This is a genomic window from Rhizobium leguminosarum bv. trifolii WSM2297 (genome assembly GCF_000271845.1).
Genome location: NZ_JH719395.1, coordinates 4,013,504 through 4,033,077, shown reverse-complemented (window position 1 = coordinate 4,033,077; position 19,574 = coordinate 4,013,504). Strand labels below are relative to the sequence as shown.

20 protein-coding genes are annotated in these 19,574 nt (G+C 62.4%); 9 read left to right on the top strand and 11 right to left on the bottom strand.

All coding sequences use genetic code 11. From position 1 onward, the window contains the following. Window positions 1-42 precede the first annotated feature (42 nt). From ptsN to lptC, 7 genes are all read right to left on the bottom strand, one after another. A complete protein-coding gene (gene ptsN / locus RLEG4DRAFT_RS34690; protein ID WP_003570770.1) occupies window positions 43-507 on the bottom strand; it encodes a PTS IIA-like nitrogen regulatory protein PtsN in 465 nt (154 codons plus the stop codon). Window positions 508-576: 69 nt separating this feature from the next. Beyond that, window positions 577-1,152 (bottom strand): ribosome hibernation-promoting factor, HPF/YfiA family, encoded by a 576-nt coding sequence (gene hpf, locus RLEG4DRAFT_RS34685; protein ID WP_003583870.1) that lies wholly within the window; start codon window positions 1,150-1,152, stop codon window positions 577-579. Window positions 1,153-1,443: 291 nt separating this feature from the next. Continuing rightward, window positions 1,444-2,364, bottom strand: a complete 921-nt coding sequence (locus RLEG4DRAFT_RS34680; protein WP_037094522.1) for a DMT family transporter — start codon at window positions 2,362-2,364, stop codon at window positions 1,444-1,446. Between the two features lie 80 nt (window positions 2,365-2,444). Beyond that, a complete protein-coding gene (gene rpoN / locus RLEG4DRAFT_RS34675; protein WP_003583868.1) occupies window positions 2,445-4,007 on the bottom strand; it encodes an RNA polymerase factor sigma-54 in 1,563 nt (520 codons plus the stop codon). Between the two features lie 151 nt (window positions 4,008-4,158). Further along, complete coding sequence (gene lptB / locus RLEG4DRAFT_RS34670; protein ID WP_003583867.1) at window positions 4,159-4,935, bottom strand: LPS export ABC transporter ATP-binding protein; 777 nt, start codon at window positions 4,933-4,935, stop codon at window positions 4,159-4,161. Window positions 4,936-4,975: 40 nt separating this feature from the next. Further along, on the bottom strand, window positions 4,976-5,623 hold the full coding sequence (locus tag RLEG4DRAFT_RS34665) for an LptA/OstA family protein (protein ID WP_003583866.1): 648 nt from the start codon (window positions 5,621-5,623) through the stop codon (window positions 4,976-4,978). Between the two features lie 15 nt (window positions 5,624-5,638). Then, complete coding sequence (gene lptC, locus RLEG4DRAFT_RS34660; protein WP_003583865.1) at window positions 5,639-6,304, bottom strand: LPS export ABC transporter periplasmic protein LptC; 666 nt, start codon at window positions 6,302-6,304, stop codon at window positions 5,639-5,641. A 228-nt stretch (window positions 6,305-6,532) separates the two neighbouring features. On the opposite strand from lptC, the gene sppA reads away from it, so the two are divergent. The 3 genes from sppA to RLEG4DRAFT_RS34645 all read left to right on the top strand — a co-directional run bounded on the left by sppA (window position 6,533) and on the right by RLEG4DRAFT_RS34645 (window position 8,305). Continuing rightward, entirely contained in the window at window positions 6,533-7,483 is a 951-nt protein-coding gene (sppA, locus tag RLEG4DRAFT_RS34655) for a signal peptide peptidase SppA (RefSeq protein WP_003583864.1), read from the top strand. A 29-nt stretch (window positions 7,484-7,512) separates the two neighbouring features. After that, the gene (locus RLEG4DRAFT_RS34650) at window positions 7,513-7,812 is read left to right on the top strand and encodes an integration host factor subunit beta (RefSeq protein WP_003544934.1); all 300 of its coding nucleotides are present in this window, start codon (window positions 7,513-7,515) and stop codon (window positions 7,810-7,812) included. A gap of 160 nt (window positions 7,813-7,972) precedes the next feature. Next, window positions 7,973-8,305 (top strand): LapA family protein, encoded by a 333-nt coding sequence (locus RLEG4DRAFT_RS34645; RefSeq protein WP_003570781.1) that lies wholly within the window; start codon window positions 7,973-7,975, stop codon window positions 8,303-8,305. An 18-nt stretch (window positions 8,306-8,323) separates the two neighbouring features. Here the strand turns inward: RLEG4DRAFT_RS34645 and RLEG4DRAFT_RS34640 are convergent, their stop codons facing one another. Together RLEG4DRAFT_RS34640 and RLEG4DRAFT_RS34635 are read right to left on the bottom strand one after the other, a co-directional pair. Continuing rightward, a complete protein-coding gene (locus RLEG4DRAFT_RS34640; RefSeq protein WP_003583863.1) occupies window positions 8,324-8,761 on the bottom strand; it encodes a GNAT family N-acetyltransferase in 438 nt (145 codons plus the stop codon). Between the two features lie 117 nt (window positions 8,762-8,878). Beyond that, window positions 8,879-9,334 (bottom strand): SRPBCC family protein, encoded by a 456-nt coding sequence (locus tag RLEG4DRAFT_RS34635; RefSeq protein WP_003583862.1) that lies wholly within the window; start codon window positions 9,332-9,334, stop codon window positions 8,879-8,881. A 104-nt stretch (window positions 9,335-9,438) separates the two neighbouring features. Here RLEG4DRAFT_RS34635 and RLEG4DRAFT_RS34630 point away from each other — a divergent pair, with 104 nt between their 5' ends. The 6 genes from RLEG4DRAFT_RS34630 to RLEG4DRAFT_RS34605 all read left to right on the top strand — a co-directional run bounded on the left by RLEG4DRAFT_RS34630 (window position 9,439) and on the right by RLEG4DRAFT_RS34605 (window position 15,922). Next, the gene (locus RLEG4DRAFT_RS34630; RefSeq protein WP_037095005.1) at window positions 9,439-10,023 is read left to right on the top strand and encodes an NUDIX hydrolase; all 585 of its coding nucleotides are present in this window, start codon (window positions 9,439-9,441) and stop codon (window positions 10,021-10,023) included. Between the two features lie 122 nt (window positions 10,024-10,145). Beyond that, a complete protein-coding gene (locus tag RLEG4DRAFT_RS34625; protein ID WP_037094518.1) occupies window positions 10,146-11,243 on the top strand; it encodes a class I SAM-dependent methyltransferase in 1,098 nt (365 codons plus the stop codon). Further along, window positions 11,240-12,100, top strand: a complete 861-nt coding sequence (locus RLEG4DRAFT_RS34620) for a TrmH family RNA methyltransferase (RefSeq protein WP_003583859.1) — start codon at window positions 11,240-11,242, stop codon at window positions 12,098-12,100. Before RLEG4DRAFT_RS34625 ends, RLEG4DRAFT_RS34620 begins: the two co-directional genes overlap by 4 nt. Continuing rightward, window positions 12,097-12,600 (top strand): signal peptidase II, encoded by a 504-nt coding sequence (gene lspA / locus RLEG4DRAFT_RS34615; RefSeq protein ID WP_003583858.1) that lies wholly within the window; start codon window positions 12,097-12,099, stop codon window positions 12,598-12,600. The genes RLEG4DRAFT_RS34620 and lspA overlap by 4 nt, the downstream gene beginning before the upstream one ends. Window positions 12,601-12,655: 55 nt before the next feature. Next, window positions 12,656-14,935, top strand: a complete 2,280-nt coding sequence (locus tag RLEG4DRAFT_RS34610) for a PAS domain-containing hybrid sensor histidine kinase/response regulator (protein WP_003583857.1) — start codon at window positions 12,656-12,658, stop codon at window positions 14,933-14,935. Window positions 14,936-15,043: 108 nt separating this feature from the next. Then, a complete protein-coding gene (locus RLEG4DRAFT_RS34605; protein WP_003583856.1) occupies window positions 15,044-15,922 on the top strand; it encodes a GNAT family N-acetyltransferase in 879 nt (292 codons plus the stop codon). A 16-nt stretch (window positions 15,923-15,938) separates the two neighbouring features. On the opposite strand, the gene RLEG4DRAFT_RS34600 is transcribed toward RLEG4DRAFT_RS34605, so the two are convergent. After that, window positions 15,939-16,928, bottom strand: coding sequence for a helix-turn-helix domain-containing protein (locus RLEG4DRAFT_RS34600; RefSeq protein WP_003583855.1), 990 nt, complete (start codon window positions 16,926-16,928; stop codon window positions 15,939-15,941). Window positions 16,929-17,204: 276 nt separating this feature from the next. After that, on the bottom strand, window positions 17,205-19,487 hold the full coding sequence (locus RLEG4DRAFT_RS34595) for an NADP-dependent malic enzyme (RefSeq protein ID WP_003583854.1): 2,283 nt from the start codon (window positions 19,485-19,487) through the stop codon (window positions 17,205-17,207). Window positions 19,488-19,574 lie beyond the last annotated feature (87 nt).

The following is a 19,574-nucleotide window of genomic DNA, read 5'->3' as shown; positions in this document are numbered from 1 at the left end:
AGGATGACCCGGCGCCTTTTTCATTTCAGGGATAGCTGTCGCTCAGGCGGCGTTCGACGTCTGCTCTTCGTTGAGGAAGGCGTAGATCGCCGAAGCGGAATCGGTGGCGCGCAGCTTGGCGACCAGATCGTGATCGCGCAGCACGCGGGCGATGCGCGACAGCGCCTTCAGATGATCAGCACCGGCGCCTTCCGGCGCCAACAGCAGGAAGACGAGATCGACAGGCTGGTCGTCCAGGGCCTCGAAATCGACCGGCTGCTCCAGCCGGGCGAAGATGCCGACGATCGAATGGATGTTGACCAGCTTGCCGTGGGGAATGGCGATGCCGTTGCCGACGCCGGTCGAGCCAAGGCGTTCGCGCTGCAGGATGACGTCGAAGATCTCCCGTTCGGAGAGCCCGGTTATCCTGGCGGCTCTTGCGGCCAATTCCTGAAGCAGCTGTTTCTTGGAATTTACTCTGAGGGCGGGAATGATCGCATCCTGATGGAGCAAATCTGCCAATGCCATTTCTTTTTCCTTCTGTCGCCGGGATCAAATGCAAGGAGCGGCGGCGATACCGCCGCTCACCGCCTGATCTCAGCCTTTGATATTGGCTGAATCGATCCAGCCAATATTTCCGTCGTGCCGACGGTAAACGATGTTCAAATGTTCCTTGCCGGGGCTGCGGAACAGGAGAAGCGGCTCGTCGGTCATATCAAGCGCCATCACGGCGGTGGCGACAGACATGGTCTTCAGCTGCTTCGTGCTTTCGGCGACGATCGCCGGGGCGAAATCGTCGGGGACTTCATCCTCGTGGTCAGGAACAGAATCCATGACCGTGTAGGCGACTTCTGCAAAACCGTTCAGATGGTTTCCGGCGTGATGGTCCTTCAGCTTGCGCTTGTAGCGGCGCAGGCGCTTTTCGATGCGCTCCGAAGCGGCGTCAAAAGCAAGCTGGGGATCGGTCGCTTCGCCGGCCGCATGCAGTACCACCCCGCTGTCGAGGTGAAGCTTGCAGTCTGCGGAGAAACGAGAACTCGCCTTTTCCACGGTCACCTGGCCGGAATACCCCCCGTCGAAGTATTTCGTGATGGCCATACCAATTTGGTCCTCGATCTTTTGACGGAACGATTCACCAATTTCCATATGTTTACCGGACACACGCACACTCATGGAGTTTCCCTTCTTATCATCGTTTGCGGGTATCAGTTTACGCCAAGCCTCAGGTTCATCCAAGCACTTCGCGCAATCTCAAGCAAGATCGGCGTCAGCCTGCGGGTCCTTGATGCCCTTCTGATGCTGGGGATAACTCCAGACGCCGTTTACGGCATCGATTGCGGCGGGCTTCTAGCCAGCCGCCGCCTAAAAGTCAATAGGGCGAAAAACCCCGATTGCTAATGCTCGCGCGACGTGCGGCGCACCCCATACTCCACAGAGCACAGCATCGATCGCCAGCCAATATTTCTAGATGGTTCCCGCTTTGGTTGCACTCACTCTTGCCGGGATTGTCATCGCTGCGACACCTGATATGACGCAAATGAGTCCGATCCAGGCCGTCGGACTCAGGCTTTCACCGAGGAAGACGATGCCGATCGTCACTCCGATCGGCACCCTGAGATAGGCTTGCGAGGTCGTTCCCACAGACCCCAGCGTCTGGACCAGACGGAAATAGATGGCAAAGGCGAGCGCCGTCGAAAAGGCGGAAAGGCCAAGCAGCGCCAGCATCGATGCCGCCGACGGATCGAGCGTCCAGGGCCGATCGACGACGAGGCTGACGGGCAGCAGAATGGCCGCACCCGAGATCAGCGAGCCGGCCGCCGGCACGGCGGGGTCGAAGCCATTGAAGTTCTTGCCGAAAATCGCGGCCCCGGCATAACAGGCGGTCGCCAGGATGATGGCGAGCTGCGCCATCAGGTCTTCGCCGAGACCATTGAGCGCCTCGACGCCGATGACGAGGCAGATGCCGGCCAGTCCCGCCATGACGCCGAAAAGCTTTCGCGCCGTCACCTGTTCGTGTCGGACTATCAGCACGGTTAGCAGGAAGGTGAAGATCGGCGTTGCCGAATTGAGGATCACCGCCAGCCCGGCATCGACGGATTGTTCCGCCCAGGCGATCAGCGTGAAGGGAATGACGCTGTTCAGACAGGCTTGAACGAAAAACCGCCGCCACGTCGCGCCGTCACTCGGCAGGCGAATTCTCCGATGACGGAGGACGGCAAGCAGGATGGCGCCGGCAATCAGCGTGCGCGCGGCGATCAACGTCACCGGCGGGATGGTCTCGACGCCGATTTTGATGAAGGTGTAGGAGGCGCCCCAGAGGGTGGCCAGCGCCAGCAGCAGGATAAGCTCCCTGGCAAGGTTTGGATTTTGCGGCATGGTCGGCATTTCGCTGTTGGTTCAAAACACCGGAGGAATAGCGGGATTTGCGGGCGGGATGCTTCGATCAAGGCCGAAGCATTGCCGCGTCAGAAGCCGGCGACCTTGGCGAGCGCCCGCTTTTCGCGTCGGCGCTGGACCGAGGAGGCGATGTTCATGGCCTCGCGGTATTTGGCAACCGTGCGGCGGGCAAGATCGACGCCGCCCTTCTTCAGCATGTCGACGATATCATCATCGGAGAGCACCGCCTCCGGGCTCTCCTGCATGATCAGGGCGCGGATCTTGTGACGCACGGCCTCGGCCGAATGGCTGTCGCCGCCGGCAACGGCGCTGATTGAGACGGTGAAGAAATATTTGAGCTCGAAGAGGCCGCGCGGCGTCAGCATATATTTGTTCGAGGTGACGCGGCTGACGGTGGATTCGTGCATCTTGATCGCCTCGGCGACCGTCTTCAGGTTCAGCGGACGCAGGTGGTCGACACCGTTCAGCAGGAAGGCATCCTGCTGGCGGACGATTTCGTTTGCCACTTTCATGATGGTCTTTGCCCGCTGATCGAGGCTGCGCGTCAACCAATTGGCGCTCTGCAGGCAATCGGACAGGAAGGCGTGATCCTCGCCATTCCTGGTCACCCGGGAAAAATAGGACTGATTGACCAGCACGCGCGGCAGCGTATCCGGATTGAGCTCGACCAGCCAGCCGCCGTCCGAGGAGGGCCTGACCACCACATCGGGCATGATCGCTTCGGAAACACCGGCCTCGAAACCGCTGCCGGGCTTGGGGTTGAGCTGGCGGATTTCGCCAAGCATGTCGAGAAGGTCTTCCTCGTCGACGCCGCAGAGCCGCTTCAGCGTGGCAAAATCGCGCCGCGCCAGCAGTTCGAGGTTTTCGACGAGCGCCTGCATGGCCGGATCGTACCGGTCCTTCTGCCTGAGCTGGATCGCCAGGCATTCCGAGAGGCTGCGGGCGAAAACCCCCGGCGGATCGAGCGTCTGCAGGGCGGCCAGCACACGCTCGGCCGCAGTCAGGCTGGTGCCCAGCCGCTCGCCGGTCTCGACGAGATCGACTTGCAGATAACCGGCGTCGTCGAGCTGATCGACGAAGTTCTGGGCAATCAGCCGATCGGCGATGTCGGGCAAGACGAAAGGGATCTGCTGGGCGAGATGATCGCGCAGCGACACCTGGCCGGCGACGAAATCGTCGAGATCATAGTCTGCGCCCTCGCCGCCGCTGCCCGGCATCGATTTCCACTGGCCGACAAGCTCCGGCGCATCGGGGCGCTGCGGCGCGCTGTCATCGGGAAAGACATTGGTGTAATTGGCGTCGAGCTCGTCGTTCAGCCGGCTGGTGCTGGCGCTGCCGCCATTGTCGTACCAGTCGCTGGAGAGCGCCTCGGTACGGTTGTCGTAGCCGTCGTCCGAGCCTGCATCCTCTGGAGAATGACCATAAGGCTCGTCCTCGGCTTCGCCGCGTTCTGCCCCTGCCTCGCCGTCATTCGACGGAAATTCGAGCAGCGGGTTCTTCTCCACTTCCTGGGCGATGAACTGGGTGAGTTCGACATGCGTCATCTGCAGCAGCTGGATGGATTGCATCAGCTGCGGTGTCATCACCAGGGATTGGTTCTGGCGCAGGAAAAGACTGGCGGACAGTGCCATGACGGACGCGAAACTCCCTCGATTCCTCCGGGAAACCGCGTCCGATCAAGGCTTCAGGCCACGGAAATCCAACTTGGCCCAAAAATTGCTCTTTTGAGCTATTTGGTCAAGCGGAACTATGCCGCAAGGTGAATTTCTGAGGGATCGGCGTTCAAAGGCTGAAATTGTCGCCGAGGTAAAGCCGGCGCACTTCCGGATTGTTGACGATGTCGTTCGCCCGCCCATGGGTCAACACTTCACCGGCATGGATGATATAGGCCCGGTCGATCAGACCCAGCGTCTCGCGCACATTGTGGTCGGTGATCAGAACGCCGATGCCGCGTGCCGTCAGGTGGTGGACGAGATTCTGGATGTCGGCGACCGAGATCGGGTCGACGCCGGCGAAGGGCTCGTCGAGCAGCATGAAGGTCGGGTCGGTCGCCAGCGCACGGGCGATTTCGAGGCGGCGCCGCTCACCGCCCGACAGGGCGACCGCCGCACTCTTGCGCAGCTTCTGGATATGGAATTCTTCCAGCAGCTCGTTCAGCTTCTGCTCGCGCTCGGCCTTGTCCTTGACGTGCACTTCGAGGACGGCGCGAATGTTTTCTTCCACCGTCAGGCCGCGAAAGATCGAGGCTTCCTGCGGCAGGTAACCGACGCCGAGGCGGGAGCGGCGGTACATCGGCATGGTCGTGACGTCGTTGCCGTCGATCTCGATCGTGCCTTCATCGACCGGCACGAGGCCGGTGATCATGTAAAAACAGGTGGTCTTGCCGGCACCGTTCGGGCCGAGCAGGCCGACGGCCTCGCCACGGCGCACCACCAGCGAGACACCGTTGACGACGCGACGCGTCGCATAGGTCTTCGTCAGACCGCGTGCGATCAGCGTTCCCTGATAGCGGCTTTTGTCGGCGGCGCCCGCAGCTTGTGGCCCGGGCTGGCCGAACATGGTGGATAGCGATGATAATTTCACGTGGGAGGCCGGCTTCTCAGTTCTGCTTCTGCTGCGCATTCGGCTGCGATTTTGGATCGAGCTGAATCTGGACACGCCCGCCGCAGCTTTCAAGCTCCGCCTGACCGGTTTGCATGTGAACGGTCAGTTTGCAGCCGGTGAAGACGTTCGGCCCGTCCGACAGAATAACCTTGTTGCCCTGATCGGCCGTGAGGATGAATGTCTGCGACGCCATATCGAAATTGCCGTCATCGGCGGTCGCGGTCTGCGTGCCTGAGGTCAGGAGAACCTTGTCGGTGACCAGGATCTTGTCGATATCGGCACTCCCCGATGCAAGCGAACCGGACTGGGCTGGCTGCGCCGCGGGTTGGGCTGGGGGTTGCGTCCCGTCAGCGGCCGGCTTTGCCGCCTTATCCTTGTAATAGACGGTCATCTTGCCGGACTGCATCGTCGTCGTCCCCTGGACGACCTTGACCTTGCCGGTGAACAGCGCGGTGTGCTCCTGGTCGTGAATCTCGAGCTTGTCGCTTTCGATCTGGATCGGCTGGTCGTTGGATAGCTTCATGCCCGACATCGTGGCGGCCTGCTGCGCACCGGCGCCAGAAGCCGTCAGAACAAGGGCGAATGCGGCGGCAGCGAATGCCATACCGGTCTTGCAAGTGGAAATGCGACAATCTTTTGTCATGGATGACCCGGCTGGTTAAGTGCCCTGTTTATGGATGGTGGTGGGATCGACATTCATGCGAACATTCCCCTCGAATGTGATCACCCGCCCCTTATCGGTTATCTCCATCGTCTTCGCAACAATGGAGGCATTGTCCTTGGTGATGGTGACGGGGTCGTCGCTGCGCATGTTTCCGCCCTTGATGTCGAGGCGGGCGGACTGGAAATTCGCGTTGAGGCCGCTGCTCAGCACCAGGGTGAAAGGGGCGGTCATATGCAGGTTGTCGGTGGCCCGGTTGTAATCGGCGGTCGAAGCGACGACGCGGGCGATCAGGCCATCGTTCATCGGCACGGCGGCCTTGATGGTCTCGAGGGTGATGAGATCGGGATTGCGGATATCCTGTAGTGCCCGTTCGGCCAGCATCGAATAGTTGATGCCGTCGGAATTGCGTCCAGAGATCGCCGGCTTTTCCATCACCACCTTGCCGTTCTCGATCTTGGCGCCTTCCATTTTGATGTTCTCGGGCAGATAGATGCTGACCAACGCCACCCCTGCGAGGCCGGCGCCGATGACGAGGGCTGCCACCGGCAGCAAAATCTTCAGCCGCCGCACGCGGGCGGAATGGAACAACGCATCGCCATAGGCGCTCCTGCCGGAGCCCGCATAGGCGGCGTTTCCGTTGTTCTTCAGGGTATCGAGCATAGGTCTCGTTCCATGTGCGGTGATTGCCGCGCCTTCAAAACAAAGCCGGCCGCCAATCACAGTTCGTTTCGCATTATTACATTGGCTTGCCAATATGGAATTTTTTCTGCAACAAGCAACAAAACGGAAAAACATAAAAAAGTGGCATTCGTACGTGCCGCTGCCACCCTATTTTCACCGGATCCGTCGGCGCCATGCCGAAGCCGGAGCCCAGCGCTGGAGGTTTTCATGGACAGTTCGATGATCGCGGATCGCCGGCGGCTGCGCCGCAAGTTGTGGTTTTGGCGCCTCTTCACGGTGGCTCTCGTCGTGGCGCTTGGTTTTGCTTTCTACAGCTTCACGGTCGGCGACACCAAGACCAGCCGCCCGCATATCGCCCATGTGACGATATCGGGGCTGATCGTCGATGACGACGAGCTTCTGGAGCGGCTGAAGAAGGTCGAGACCAACGACCAGGTGAAGGCCGCGGTGATCTCGATCTCCTCGCCCGGCGGCACGACCTATGGCGGCGAAAAGGTCTTCAAGGCGATCCGTGCGATCGCAGCCAAGAAGCCCGTCGTGTCCGACGTGCGCACGCTTGCCGCCTCCGCCGGCTATATGATCGCCACCGCCGGCGATACGATCGTTGCCGGCGACAGCTCGATCACCGGCTCGATCGGCGTCATCTTTCAGTATCCGCAGATCCAGCCGCTGCTCGACAAGATCGGCGTCTCGCTGCAGGAGATCAAATCCTCACCGCTGAAGGCCGAGCCCTCGCCCTTCCATGAGGCGAGCGAGGACGCCAAGGCGATGATCCGCAACATGGTGGTCGACAGCTATAACTGGTTCGTGGATCTGGTCGCCGATCGGCGCAAGCTGCCGCGCGACGAGGTGCTGAAACTGGCCGACGGCACGATCTATACCGGCCGCCAGGCGCTGAAGGTGAAACTCGTCGATACGATCGGCGGCGACGCCGAAATCCGCGCCTATCTCAAATCGCGCGGCGTCGACGCCGACCTGCCGATGGTCGACTGGGACAAGAAGAGCAATACGCCTTTTCTGCTCGCTGGGGCTGTTTCGCGGTTGATTACGATCTTCGGTTATGATGATCTCTTGAAAGGCCAGGATATCAATGGAATCCTGCCCCCAAAGTTGCTTCTTGACGGGCTGCTTTCAGTTTGGCAGGTTGGCCACGATTGATAAGAAATCAATAATTTAAGGGGGCGAACGTGATCAAGTCCGAATTGGTGCAGATTGTTGCAGCACGCAACCCGCATCTCTATCATCGCGACGTCGAGAATATCGTCAACGCGGTTCTCGACGAGATCACGGATGCACTGGCTGCGGGCAACCGCGTCGAATTGCGCGGCTTCGGCGCGTTTTCGGTGAAGAACCGCCCGTCACGCTCCGGCCGCAACCCGCGCACCGGCGATACCGTCTTCGTCGAGGAGAAGTGGGTTCCCTTCTTCAAGACCGGCAAGGAGCTGCGCGAGCGGCTCAATCCCGGCCAGGCCGACGAAGAGGATTGAGCGCCAGCCGCCTGCGGCGAATCCGCACTTGAACTCGAAGACCGTTTTCCTATTCTGCTAACGCATCGGCCCCGACAATCGGAATCGATTTTCGGGGCCGATGCGTAGTTACAACGCGCCGCTCAACGAGGGCGGCGGCATCCGACGCAGGGAGACCCCAATGGCCAAGAAGATCGTCAACCTTTTGATTCTGCTGCCGCTCGGCGTCATCCTCATCGTCTTCTGCGTCGCCAACCGGCAAAGCGTCACGCTCGCCTTCAATCCGTTCCGGCCGGAGGATCAGGTGCTTGCGGTTTCCGCGCCCTTCTTCGTCTTCCTGGTGGTTGCCCTGATCGCCGGCATGCTGATCGGCTCGGCCGCCACCTGGTTCAGCCAGGGCAAACACCGCAAGCGCGCCCGCACCGAGGCCAAGGAAGCCATCCGCTGGCAGGGCGAGGCCGACCGCCACAAGAGCCGCGCCGAGGAAATCGCCGGGCAGCTTCCAGCGCGGTAAACCGGCTCGCGTCGGCGATCAGTCACTCCGGAAAAAGCTCAATTCCTCATAGTCGCCCTCCGGCGACGTGCCGTTGCCGGTGACGCGGAACCCATGGGCGAGGTAGAAAGCCTTCGCCCGCCGGTTTTTCACCAGGCACTTCAGCCGGTAGCGGTGCTGCGGCCATTCCGGCAGCGCCTGCAGCAGCGCCTTACCGGCGCCAAAGCCCTGGAAGTCCTGTCTGATATAGAGCATGTGGATGAAATCATCGGCCGGCCAGAGCGACAGGAAGCCGGCTACATCGCCGTTTTCATGCTCGCAGACGAAGACCGTCTCGCCATTGGTATGGGCGGCGAAATCCTCGCGGTGGAACTTGCCGGGATCGACCCAGACGAATGTTTCGCGGCGCACGGAAAGATAAATCTCCGCGAGCATTTCCTGGTCTTCCGCCCGCGGCGGCCTGATGGTCCACGTCATGACGTCGATTTAACCCAAGCTCCGAGGCGCGCCAAGGCTAAAGCTCTTGTTTTATGCATGTCATTGTCCCAGAACCGCTGCACACTTCTGGGCGACATGCATCGGCCCGCGCGGGGATCAGCCGGCCGCGATCTTCGCGACGACGGCGGCATTGAAATCCGAAAAGAACCCTTCGGCGAGCCGCTGCGAGGTCGAATCGAGCAGGCGTGCGCCGAACTGGGCAAGCCTGCCGCCAAGTTCGGCTTTTGCCCGATAATGCAGGATGGTGTCGACGCCGCTTTCTTCGAGCACGACATCGGCGCTGCCTCTGGCGAAGCCGGCAAGACCACCCTTGCCTTCGGCCGACAGCGTGTAGCTCTGCGGCGCATCGACATTGGACAGCGTCAGCAGCCCATGGAAAGTGGCCGACAGCAGGCTGAACTTGACCCTGATCGTCGCCTCGAAAGTATCCGGTGACAGCCGTTCGATGCTCTGGCAGCCTGGAATGCAGCCGCGCATGATCTCGGGATCGTTGAGCGCTGCCCAGACGACATCCCGCGGCGCGGCGATGCGTTCTTCGCCGGTGAAATCCATTCGATAGCCCCATCTCCGATTCGCTCACCTTATCCCAGCGGGAAAGGCTTTTGCCAAGGCGGAGAGGAATGTTATCTCGCTGGTTGCGCAACAAGGAATTGGCGATGAGTGACGAACTGAAGCCCTGGAACGTAACGGCAAGCCGCATCACCTATGAGGACCGCTGGATCCGGCTGCGAAGCGACGACTGCATCACCGCCGATGGGACCGTCATCGCGCCCTTCCATGTGCTCGACTATCCCGACTGGATCAACGTCGTGCCTGTCATGCCCGACGGGCGCGTGCTGCTGACGCGGGAATACCGGCACGGCCGCGGCGAGATCATCCACGGGCTCGTCGCTGGCGGTGTCGAGCGCGGCGACAGCGAGACCGGCGATGCGGCGATGGCGGCGGCCCGGCGCGAACTCAGGGAGGAGACCGGATATGAAGCCTCGACCTTCGTCAAGCTGCTGACCTCCTACCCGAACGCCGCCAGCCACAGCAATGCGGTGACGAGCTGGCTGGCGCTCGGCCTCAGCCGGGCCGGCGAACCGCGTTTCGACCCAGGCGAAAAGGTCGAGCTGCTGTTTGCGGATCTTGCCGCCATCCTTGGCGAGGTGCAGTCCGGCGCGGTCATCATGCAGTCGATGCATATCGCAGCCCTTTATGCGGCGGAAAGCTGGCTTCGCAGGCGCGCATCCGAGGCTTGAAATAAATGCCGCGCCGGCGCGCAGTTGATCCGGCACGGTTTTCTGGGCTACTGCATAACTCAAAGGGTGCTGTGGAGCACAGACCCTTTCACGACACCCCGACAGAGACGCGGAAGAGCACGTTGAAACATAGAGAACGCCGGCCGGGCCAGAAGAAGACATCCGGTCCTGCCGGTGAAAGCCGCAGGGACGATCGGGCCGGCCGGCCGCCGAAGCCGGTCGCGCGGCCGGCAGTCAGCCGCGAGACGGTGCACGAGCCTGCCGTGCCTGCCGCCGTCGAGCGGCCGCTGATGACCCGCAGCGGCGAGCGTCCGACTGAGCGCGTGCCCGTCATCCTGGAATCGCTCGGGGCCGGCGACTTCCATCTGATCGACAGCGGCAACGGCGAAAAGCTCGAGCAATACGGCCCCTACCGCATCATCCGCCCGGAGGCCCAGGCGCTGTGGCGGCCTTCGCTGCCGGCCCACGTCTGGGAAAAGGTCGATGCCGCCTTCACCGGCGATACCGACGAGGAAGGCACCGGCCGCTGGCGCTTCCCGAAGGAGGCGCTCGGCGAGACCTGGCCGCTCAATCTGCTCGGCGTCGATTTCCACGGCCGCTTCACCTCCTTCCGTCATGTCGGCGTCTTCCCTGAGCAGATCGTGCACTGGAGCTGGATGAAGGATCAGGTCGAAAAGGCCGGCCGGCCGCTGAAGGTGCTGAACCTTTTCGGCTATACCGGCGTCGCCTCGCTGGTTGCCGCCGCAGCCGGCGCCGAAGTCACCCATGTCGACGCCTCGAAGAAGGCGATCGGCTGGGCGCGAGAAAACCAGGCGCTGGGGCGCATGGACAAGCTGCCGATCCGCTGGATCTGCGAGGATGCGATGAAATTCATCCTGCGCGAGGAACGCCGCGGCAGCCAATACGACATCATCCTCACCGATCCGCCAAAATTCGGCCGCGGCCCGAACGGCGAGGTCTGGCATCTCTTCGAGCATCTGCCGTTGATGCTCGATGTCTGCCGCGAGATCCTGTCGCCGAAGGCGGTCGGCCTGGTGCTGACGGCCTATTCGATCCGCGCCAGCTTCTATTCGATCCACGAGCTGATGCGCGAGACGATGCGGGGCGCCGGCGGGGTGGTCGAATCCGGCGAGCTGGTCATCCGAGAGGCAGGCCTCGACGGCAAGACGCCGGGCCGCGCGCTTTCCACCTCCCTCTTTTCCCGCTGGGTGCCGAAATGAGCAAGGACTTCCACGATCAGGGACCGCGCAGGGTCGGGCAGGTGAAGGAAGTCACCTCGCTCGCCAATCCGATCATCAAGGATATCAAGGCGCTGACCAACAAGAAGTCGCGGGAGGAAAGCGGGACTTTCCTGGCCGAAGGACTGAAGCTCGTCATCGATGCGATCGAGCTCGGCTGGACGATCCGCACGCTGGTCTATGCCAAGGCCGCCAAGGGCAAGCCGCTGGTCGAGCAGATGGCGGCAAAGACCGTCGCCTCGGGCGGGCTGGTGCTCGAAGTCAGCGAAAAGGTGATCGCCTCGATCACCCGCCGCGACAATCCGCAGATGGTCGTCGGCATCTTCGAGCAGCGCTGGAAGCCGCTGCGGGAGATTCGGCCGCGGGATGGCGAGACCTGGGTGGCGCTCGACCGGGTGCGTGACCCCGGCAATCTCGGCACCATCATCCGCACGGCTGATGCGGCCGGCGCTTCCGGCATCATTCTCATCGGAGAGACGACCGATCCGTTTTCGCTCGAAACGGTGCGGGCCACCATGGGCTCGGTCTTTGCCGTTCCCGTCGCACGGGCGACGGCGGAGGAATTCGTCGCCTGGCGGAAATCGGCCGGCGTTTCCGTCGTTGCGACGCATCTTGCCGGCGCGGTCGATTACCGCACGATCGACTACCGGAAAAAGCCCACCGTGCTGTTGATGGGCAACGAGCAATCCGGCCTGCCGGAGCAGCTGGCCAGGGAGGCCGATGCGCTTGCCCGCATCCCGCAGCAGGGCCGCGCCGATTCGCTGAACCTCGCCGTCGCCACCGCCGTCATGCTTTTCGAGGCGCGCCGCCACCTCCTCTCACTTGCCGAGGGCAAATGACCGAACAGACGCCTACCCGCCCCGCGCTGTTTTCGCGCCCGGCGCCGATCCTCTTCTTCATCATCGTCGCCGTGCTCATCGACCAGGTCGTCAAGATTGCCGTCGATCATAGCCTGCCGTTGCAGGAGGCGGTGCCCGTCATCCCGATGCTGGCGCTCTACCGCACCTATAATCTCGGCGTCGCCTTTTCGATGCTGGAGGGCATGGATGGCTGGTTCATCGTCGGCATGCGGCTCATCATCGTCGCCTTCGTCATCTGGCTGTGGTACCGCACGGCGAAGGACCGGTGGATTGCCCATCTCGGCTATGCGCTGATCATTGCCGGGGCGATCGGCAATCTCGTCGACCGTTTCGCCTATGGCCATGTGATCGACTACATCCTCTTTTACACCGAAAGCTGGTCCTTCGCGGTGTTCAATCTCGCCGACAGCTTCATCACCATCGGCGCCGGCTGCGTCATTCTCGACGAGCTGCTGCTGCCGAAAAAGGCCGGCCCCTAAAATCTTATCGATTTCCTGAAGGCATTCGGAAGAGGCCTCATGTTAGCCAGATTGCATGCAGAGCCTGGGACAATTGCAGGAAACTTTGTCCGCCGCCTTCGGCGGACCCGCCGCCAAGCCGCGTGAAGAGCGGATGGCGGGCTGCTCCCCGCGAGCCCGCGCGTCGGCGCCTCAGGCAGCTGACGACAGCAAGGTGGGGCCTGCAGCATCACGGCGCCTGCTGGTCTACTGGCTTGGCGGCGCAGGCCTGCTTGCCGCGCTGATCCTGACGCTGCTTGCCCATGCCGGCGATCCGCTGCTGCTGTCGGGCGGGCTTGTCGTTCTCGGCCTTGCCGTCATCGCCAGCTATGCGGTCCTGATGGTTCGGCGGCGCAAGCCCCCCAGCGGCGGCAAATCGCTGCCGGATTGGAACGATGGCGCAAAGCTGTTTGCCGACGTGCACGACGTGCTCGGCGACATCACCGTCAGCCGCAGCATGGACCGGCGCATCATCTCCGCCAACGACACGTTTCGCCGCCTGACCGGACGGATTCATCCGGAGGGACTGAGCTGCGAGGAGATCGGGCTTGCCTTCCGCCCCGGCCCGATACCGCATTGCTTCGACGTCGAGATTTCGACGCCGGACGGCCAGCGCATCTTTCTCTGGCGCGACGTCGTCACCCGCGACCCGGCTAACGGCCGTCTGCTGCTGCAGAGTGTAGCCAGAGATGTGACCGACGAGCGGCTGATCGCCCAGGGCCGCGAAGAGGCCCGCCAGAAAGCCGAATATAACAGCGCCGCCAAATCGCGGCTGCTTGCCACCGTCAGCCACGAGGTGCGTACGCCGCTGTCCGGCATCCTCGGCATGACGCATCTGCTCGCCGAAACGCGGCTGACGCAGGAGCAGCAGGACTATCTGGCGAATATCCGCCAGTCCGGCCACGCGCTGACGCAGCTGGTCGAGGATCTGCTTGATTTCTCCACCATCGAGGTCGGCCGCTTCGCGCTGCACCCGCGCTCGGAATCGCTGCGCAAGCTGCTGGAAAGCGTCGTCGAGATGCTCGCCCACCGGGCGCATGAAAAAGGCATCGAGATCGGCGCCACGGTATCATCCGACGTGCCGGAGAATATGAGCTTCGACCCGGCCCGGCTGCGCCAGGTTCTGTTCAACGTCATCGGCAATGCCGTGAAGTTCACCCAGGTCGGCGGCGTCTTCATTCGCGTGTCGCTCGCCGGAGACGACCTGTCGATCACCGTCACCGATAGCGGTCCCGGCATGACGGCGGAGGAGCAGGCGCGCGTCTTCGGCGAGTTCGAGCAGGGCGGGACCTTCGCCGACAAGAGCAGCGGCACCGGGCTCGGCCTTGCGATCTCCGCCCGCATCATGCGCGAATTCAACGGCGCACTGACGGTTACCAGCGAAAAGGGCAGAGGCAGCGAATTCACCATCCGCTTCCCTGTCGATATCGGCAGCGAGCGCCCGGACAGGCGCAATACGTTGCTTGCCGGCAACAGCGTCGTGCTTTTGGCGCCGGCCGGTGCCGCACGCACCGCCATCGCCGAGACGATCACCGCGCTCGGCGGCCACTGCCATCTCGTTGCCGACGGTGAGAGCGCCCGGGCAACGCTGCTTGGGCTGGCCAACGGCGGAAAGCGGCCGACCGATATCATCATCGACCATCGCATGTCGGCGGAATTCTCCGCCCATCTTGCCGATCGCGCCGAAATCGCAGCGCTTGGCCTGCGCAAGGTCCTGCTCGTCAATCCGGAAGAGCGCAGCGCCCATCCGCTCGACCTCTTCGATGCCTGGCTGATCCGGCCGCTGCGCGAACAATCGCTGATCGACGTGCTGCGCGGGCGCATGCGCGGCATGGAGAAGCGCGACGCGCTGAACGACAATCAGCCGGGCTTCGGCCTTTCGATGGCGGAGACGATGGTTGCTGCCAGCGGGCTCAACATCCTGCTGGGCGAGGACGATCCGATCAATGCCATGCTGGTGCGCGTCGTCCTTGAGAAGGGCGGGCATAAGGTGCGCCATGTCGAGGATTTCGAGGCATTGCTCGATTGCGCCCTTTGCGAGGCGAATGCCCGGCCCGATATCATCATCAGCGACCTGTCGATGCCCGGCGGCAACGGCATCGACATGCTCGGACGCCTGCGCGGCCACGAAAGGCGGCTTGATCTTGTCCCGGTGCCGGTGATTGTGCTGACCGCCGACAAGAGCGACGAATCCCGCCGGCAGGTCTTGCTGAACGGCGCCAACCGCGTCATGGTCAAGCCGGTCGACCCGGTGCGGCTGCTGACCGAAGTTCAGGCCGTCGCCGCACTTTCCGCCCGCCGGGCAGAGGCGCGGTAACGTGCCGCGGGGGCAGCCTGCTTCTTGCGCTCACAAATTCAATATGTCACTTTCCTGTCGCAGAGAAGTGTTTTATGGCGTCGATAAGCCGGCAACGGGAGAATCGTCATGTCCGCCATCGACATCCTGAATCGTGACACCACCGTGGAGGCCGCACGGCCCGCGCCGGCTGCTGCGCAGAAGGACGGCGATATCCTCGGCCGCATCGGCAATCTGGAAACCCGCCTTGCCCGCACGGCGCGCGAGATCGATGCCGCCCAGGCCGTGCGCTATCGCGTTTTCGTCAACGAAATGAAGGCGCAGCTGCCGCAGGACGCCATGCGCCGCCAGCGCGATGTCGATGCCTATGACGCCTTCTGCGACCATCTTCTTGTTCTCGACCGCACGATCGAGGGTGACTCGGAAGACCAGATCGTCGGCACCTACCGGCTGCTGCGCCAGGATGTCGCCATCGCCAATGGCGGTTTTTACTCGGCTTCCGAATTCGAGATCGAGAGCCTTATCGCCAAACATCCGGACAAGCGCTTCATGGAGCTTGGCCGCTCCTGCGTGCTGCCGGAATACCGCACCAAGCGCACCGTCGAGCTTCTGTGGCAGGGTAACTGGGCCTATGCGCTGAAGCACGGCGTCAGCGCCATGTTCGGCTGCGCCTCTTTCCCCGGCGTCTATCTCGAAAGCCATGCGCTGGCACTGTCTTTCCTCTACCATAGTGTGCTGGCGAAGGACGAATGGGCCGTTGGCGCCCTGCCGGATCTCGCCCGCAACATGGATCTGATGCCGGTCGAGGCCATCAACCCGAAGCGGGCGCTGATGGCGCTACCGCCACTCATCAAGGGATATCTCAGACTTGGCGCGATGGTCGGCTCCAGTGCCGTCGTCGATCATGCCTTCAACACGACCGATGTGCTGATCGTGCTGCCGATTTCCAGCATTTCCGACCGCTACCTGAATTATTACGGCGCCGACGCCGGCCGCTTCGCGAGCTAAAGTCTTCCGGGTGGCCTCATCCTCCGGATCGCCTTCTGGTGTCCGACGGGTTCTCTCCATACGCCGCGCGGTAGATTGCCGCAAAACGGCCAAAGTGAAAGAACCCCCACCTCAAGCAGATGTGCCGCAACGGCTGCCGGTTCGAAGGATCGCATAGATCCTCACGGACGGCTTGCAAGCGGATTGTCCGGAGATAGGCGGTCGGTGTGGTTCCCTTGAACTCACGGAAACCGACTTCCAGAGCGCGAATGGAAACGCCTGCCGCCTCGGCGACACCCTGCATTACCAAGGGCTGGTCGATGTTCGCATGCATGAATTCAATGGCTCGACGCACATGCCGCGGCGCGATCAGATGGATTTTCCTGTCGAGCAGATGCGAGAGGCGATGCGGAATCAGGCGCACCACGAGATCGGCAAGCGCCTGAGTTAGGTTCGACATGGCAATTGGCGAGTAAAGGAGTGGCCCATTGTTGCGCAGGCCGATGATGATCGTTTGTGCGAGATTGGCGAGCAACTGTCCCGCTGCCGTGGAAAAATCAATGACCGGCGCCAACGCCAGTGTGCCGATCAGCGGTCTCTCCAGTATGGCGGCGACGGCCTGGGCGATAATTGTCCAGCTCACACTGAGTGTGTCCGACCGATGCGGCGCTGCTCCTATGGAAACCCATTCCGACTCAAGATTGTTCATCACCAGCAGCCGCCCAGGCGTCGCTTCGACCACTGTCCGACCAAACCCTACATTGAGGGCACCCGTGCGCGGAACGACGATTGCCAGCGTTTCCGGCGTTCCGTGCGCCGTTCTTGCACCCCAGTCGCCGGCATCCTGATTGCTGACCAGCGACACCCTTTCGTCACCCCAAAACCCGACCTTCCAGTCGAGCGGTTTCTCCCGACCATTGCGCCATGCGTCGAGCGAACCAAACCCCTGGGTCAGGGCTTCGACCATATCGTCGAAAGTTGCCCCCTGAAATCGGGCGATGAAATTGGCGGATGCGTCTTCTGCCATGGGAACCAACCGGCTGATGAAATATGAAACAACTGACCAGCGAAACCGTCAATTGCCCGTCGTTTTCAAGGTCCAGGCGGGCAATTCATGCCGCGCATAGAAGATTACTGTATCAAAAGTATGACTTATTGAAAGACGGCGCCTCGAACTTCTGAAGGCGGATCGAGCACAGATAGAGGCGCGGAGCGGCGAAGCCGGCAAATAGGCCAACAAAATCCGTACCCGGCCGACGTGTTGTCGGCCGGGCACGGAATGCCGTGTCATGCGACGGACGGGTTACGTGCCGCCATAAGCGGCGATCGCCGCCATGTTGACGATGTCGCTGTCCTTGGCGCCCATCGAGGTGATCTGCACCGGCTTGTCGAGGCCGACGAGGATCGGACCGATCACCGTGGAGCCGCCGAGTTCCTGCAGCATCTTGGTCGAGATCGACGCCGAGTGGAAGGCCGGCATCACAAGCACGTTGGCCGGGCCGGAGAGGCGGCAGAAGGGATATTGCTCCATCACCTTGCGGTTCAGCGCCACATCAGCGGCCATCTCGCCGTCATATTCGAAATCGACGCGGCGCTTGTCGAGGATCTTCACCGCCTCGCGCACCCGCTCGGAGCGTTCGCCGGAGGGATGGCCGAAGGTGGAATAGGCTAGCATCGCGACACGCGGCGGATAACCCATGCGCCTTGCCAGACCGGCGGCCTCCTCGGCGATATCGGCAAGCTGTTCGGCCGTCGGCATGTCGTGCACCGCCGTATCGGCAACGAAGACCGTGCGGCCGCGGCAGAGCGCCAGGGATACGCCGATGACGCGGTGGCCGGGCTTCTCGTCGATGCAACGGCGCACATCCTCGAGCGCCGTCGAATAGTTGCGGGTGATGCCCGTCACCATGCCGTCGGCGTCGCCGAGCGCCACCATGGTGGCGGCGAAGTGGTTGCGGTCGTTATGGATCAGCCGCTGGGCGTCGCGGTGGAGATAACCGTGCCGCTGCAGCCTGGCATAGAGATAGTCGATATAGGCCTCGACCCGGGTCGAGATACGGGCATTGACGATCTCGAGGCCGGGGCGGTTGAGATCGATGCCGGCGCGCTCCGCCGTCGCCCGGATCAGGTCTTCGCGGCCGAGCAGGATGGCGGTGCCGAGCTCCTGGTTGGCATAGGACAATGCGGCGCGCAGGACCTGTTCTTCCTCGGCCTCGGCAAAGACGATCCGCTTCGGGCGACGGCGCACCCGCTCATAGAGGCTGGCGAGCGTCGAGGCGATCGGATCGCGGCGCGCCGAAAGCTCACGGGCATAACCCGCCATGTCGGTGATGACCTTGCGGGCGACGCCGGTTTCGATCGCCGCTTCGGCGACCGCGACCGGGATCGCCGAGATCAGCCGCGGATCGAAAGGAACCGGGATGATGTATTGCGAGCCGAAACGCGGCCGGTTGCCCTGATAGGCGGCAACCACGTCATCCGGCACGTCCTCGCGGGCAAGGTTTGCCAGCGCCTTGACAGCGGCGATCTTCATCGCGTCGTTGATGGTGGAGGCGCGAACGTCGAGGGCGCCGCGGAAGATATAGGGAAAGCCGAGGACGTTGTTGACCTGGTTCGGGTAGTCCGAGCGGCCGGTCGCCATGATGGCGTCGTCGCGGATGCGGGCCACCTCTTCCGGGGTGATCTCGGGATCGGGATTTGCCATGGCGAAAATGATCGGCCGATCCGCCATCGAGCGGATCATCTCGGCCGAGAAGGCGCCCTTCTGCGACAGGCCGAAAACGACATCAGCACCTTTCATCGCCTCTTCCAGCGTGCGCGCGTCGGTCTTTGCCGCATGCGCCGATTTCCACTGGTTCATGCCCTCGGTGCGGCCCTGGTAGATGACGCCCTTGGTGTCGCAGAGGATGATGTTGTCGGGCGCAAAACCCATCGCCTTGACCAGTTCGACGCAGGCGATCGCCGCGGCACCGGCACCGTTGCAGACGAGTTTCGTCGTCTTCAGGTCGCGGCCCGTCAGTTCCAGCGCGTTGATCAGGCCGGCGGCGGCGATGATCGCCGTTCCGTGCTGGTCGTCATGGAAGACGGGAATATCCATCAGCTCGCGCAGCCGGCTTTCGATGACGAAGCAGTCCGGCGCCTTGATGTCTTCGAGGTTGATGCCGCCGAAGGAAGGACCGAGGAAACGCACGCAGTTAATGAACTCGTCGACATTTTCGGTATCGATTTCGAGGTCGATGGAATCGACGTCGGCGAAGCGTTTGAACAGCACCGCCTTGCCTTCCATGACCGGCTTGGACGCCAGCGCGCCGAGATTGCCGAGACCGAGGATCGCCGTGCCGTTGGAAATGACGGCAACCATGTTGCCGCGGGCTGTATAATCATAGGCCGTCTGCGGATCGGCGGCGATCGCCTTGACGGGGACGGCGACACCCGGCGAATAGGCAAGCGACAGGTCGCGCTGCGTCGCCATCGGCTTGGTCGGGTTGATTTCCAGCTTGCCGGGCCGGCCCGTCGCGTGAAAATCGAGCGCCTCCTGGTCGGTAACTGATGTCGCCGGCCGTTCCTTCTTATCGATATCGGGCATAAATCCTCCAACGTCCTGTGGGCGACGCTTCGCTCTTCCTCAAATGCTGTTGTCATCTATAGCGGCGCGCGGATAGGGTTGGCACCT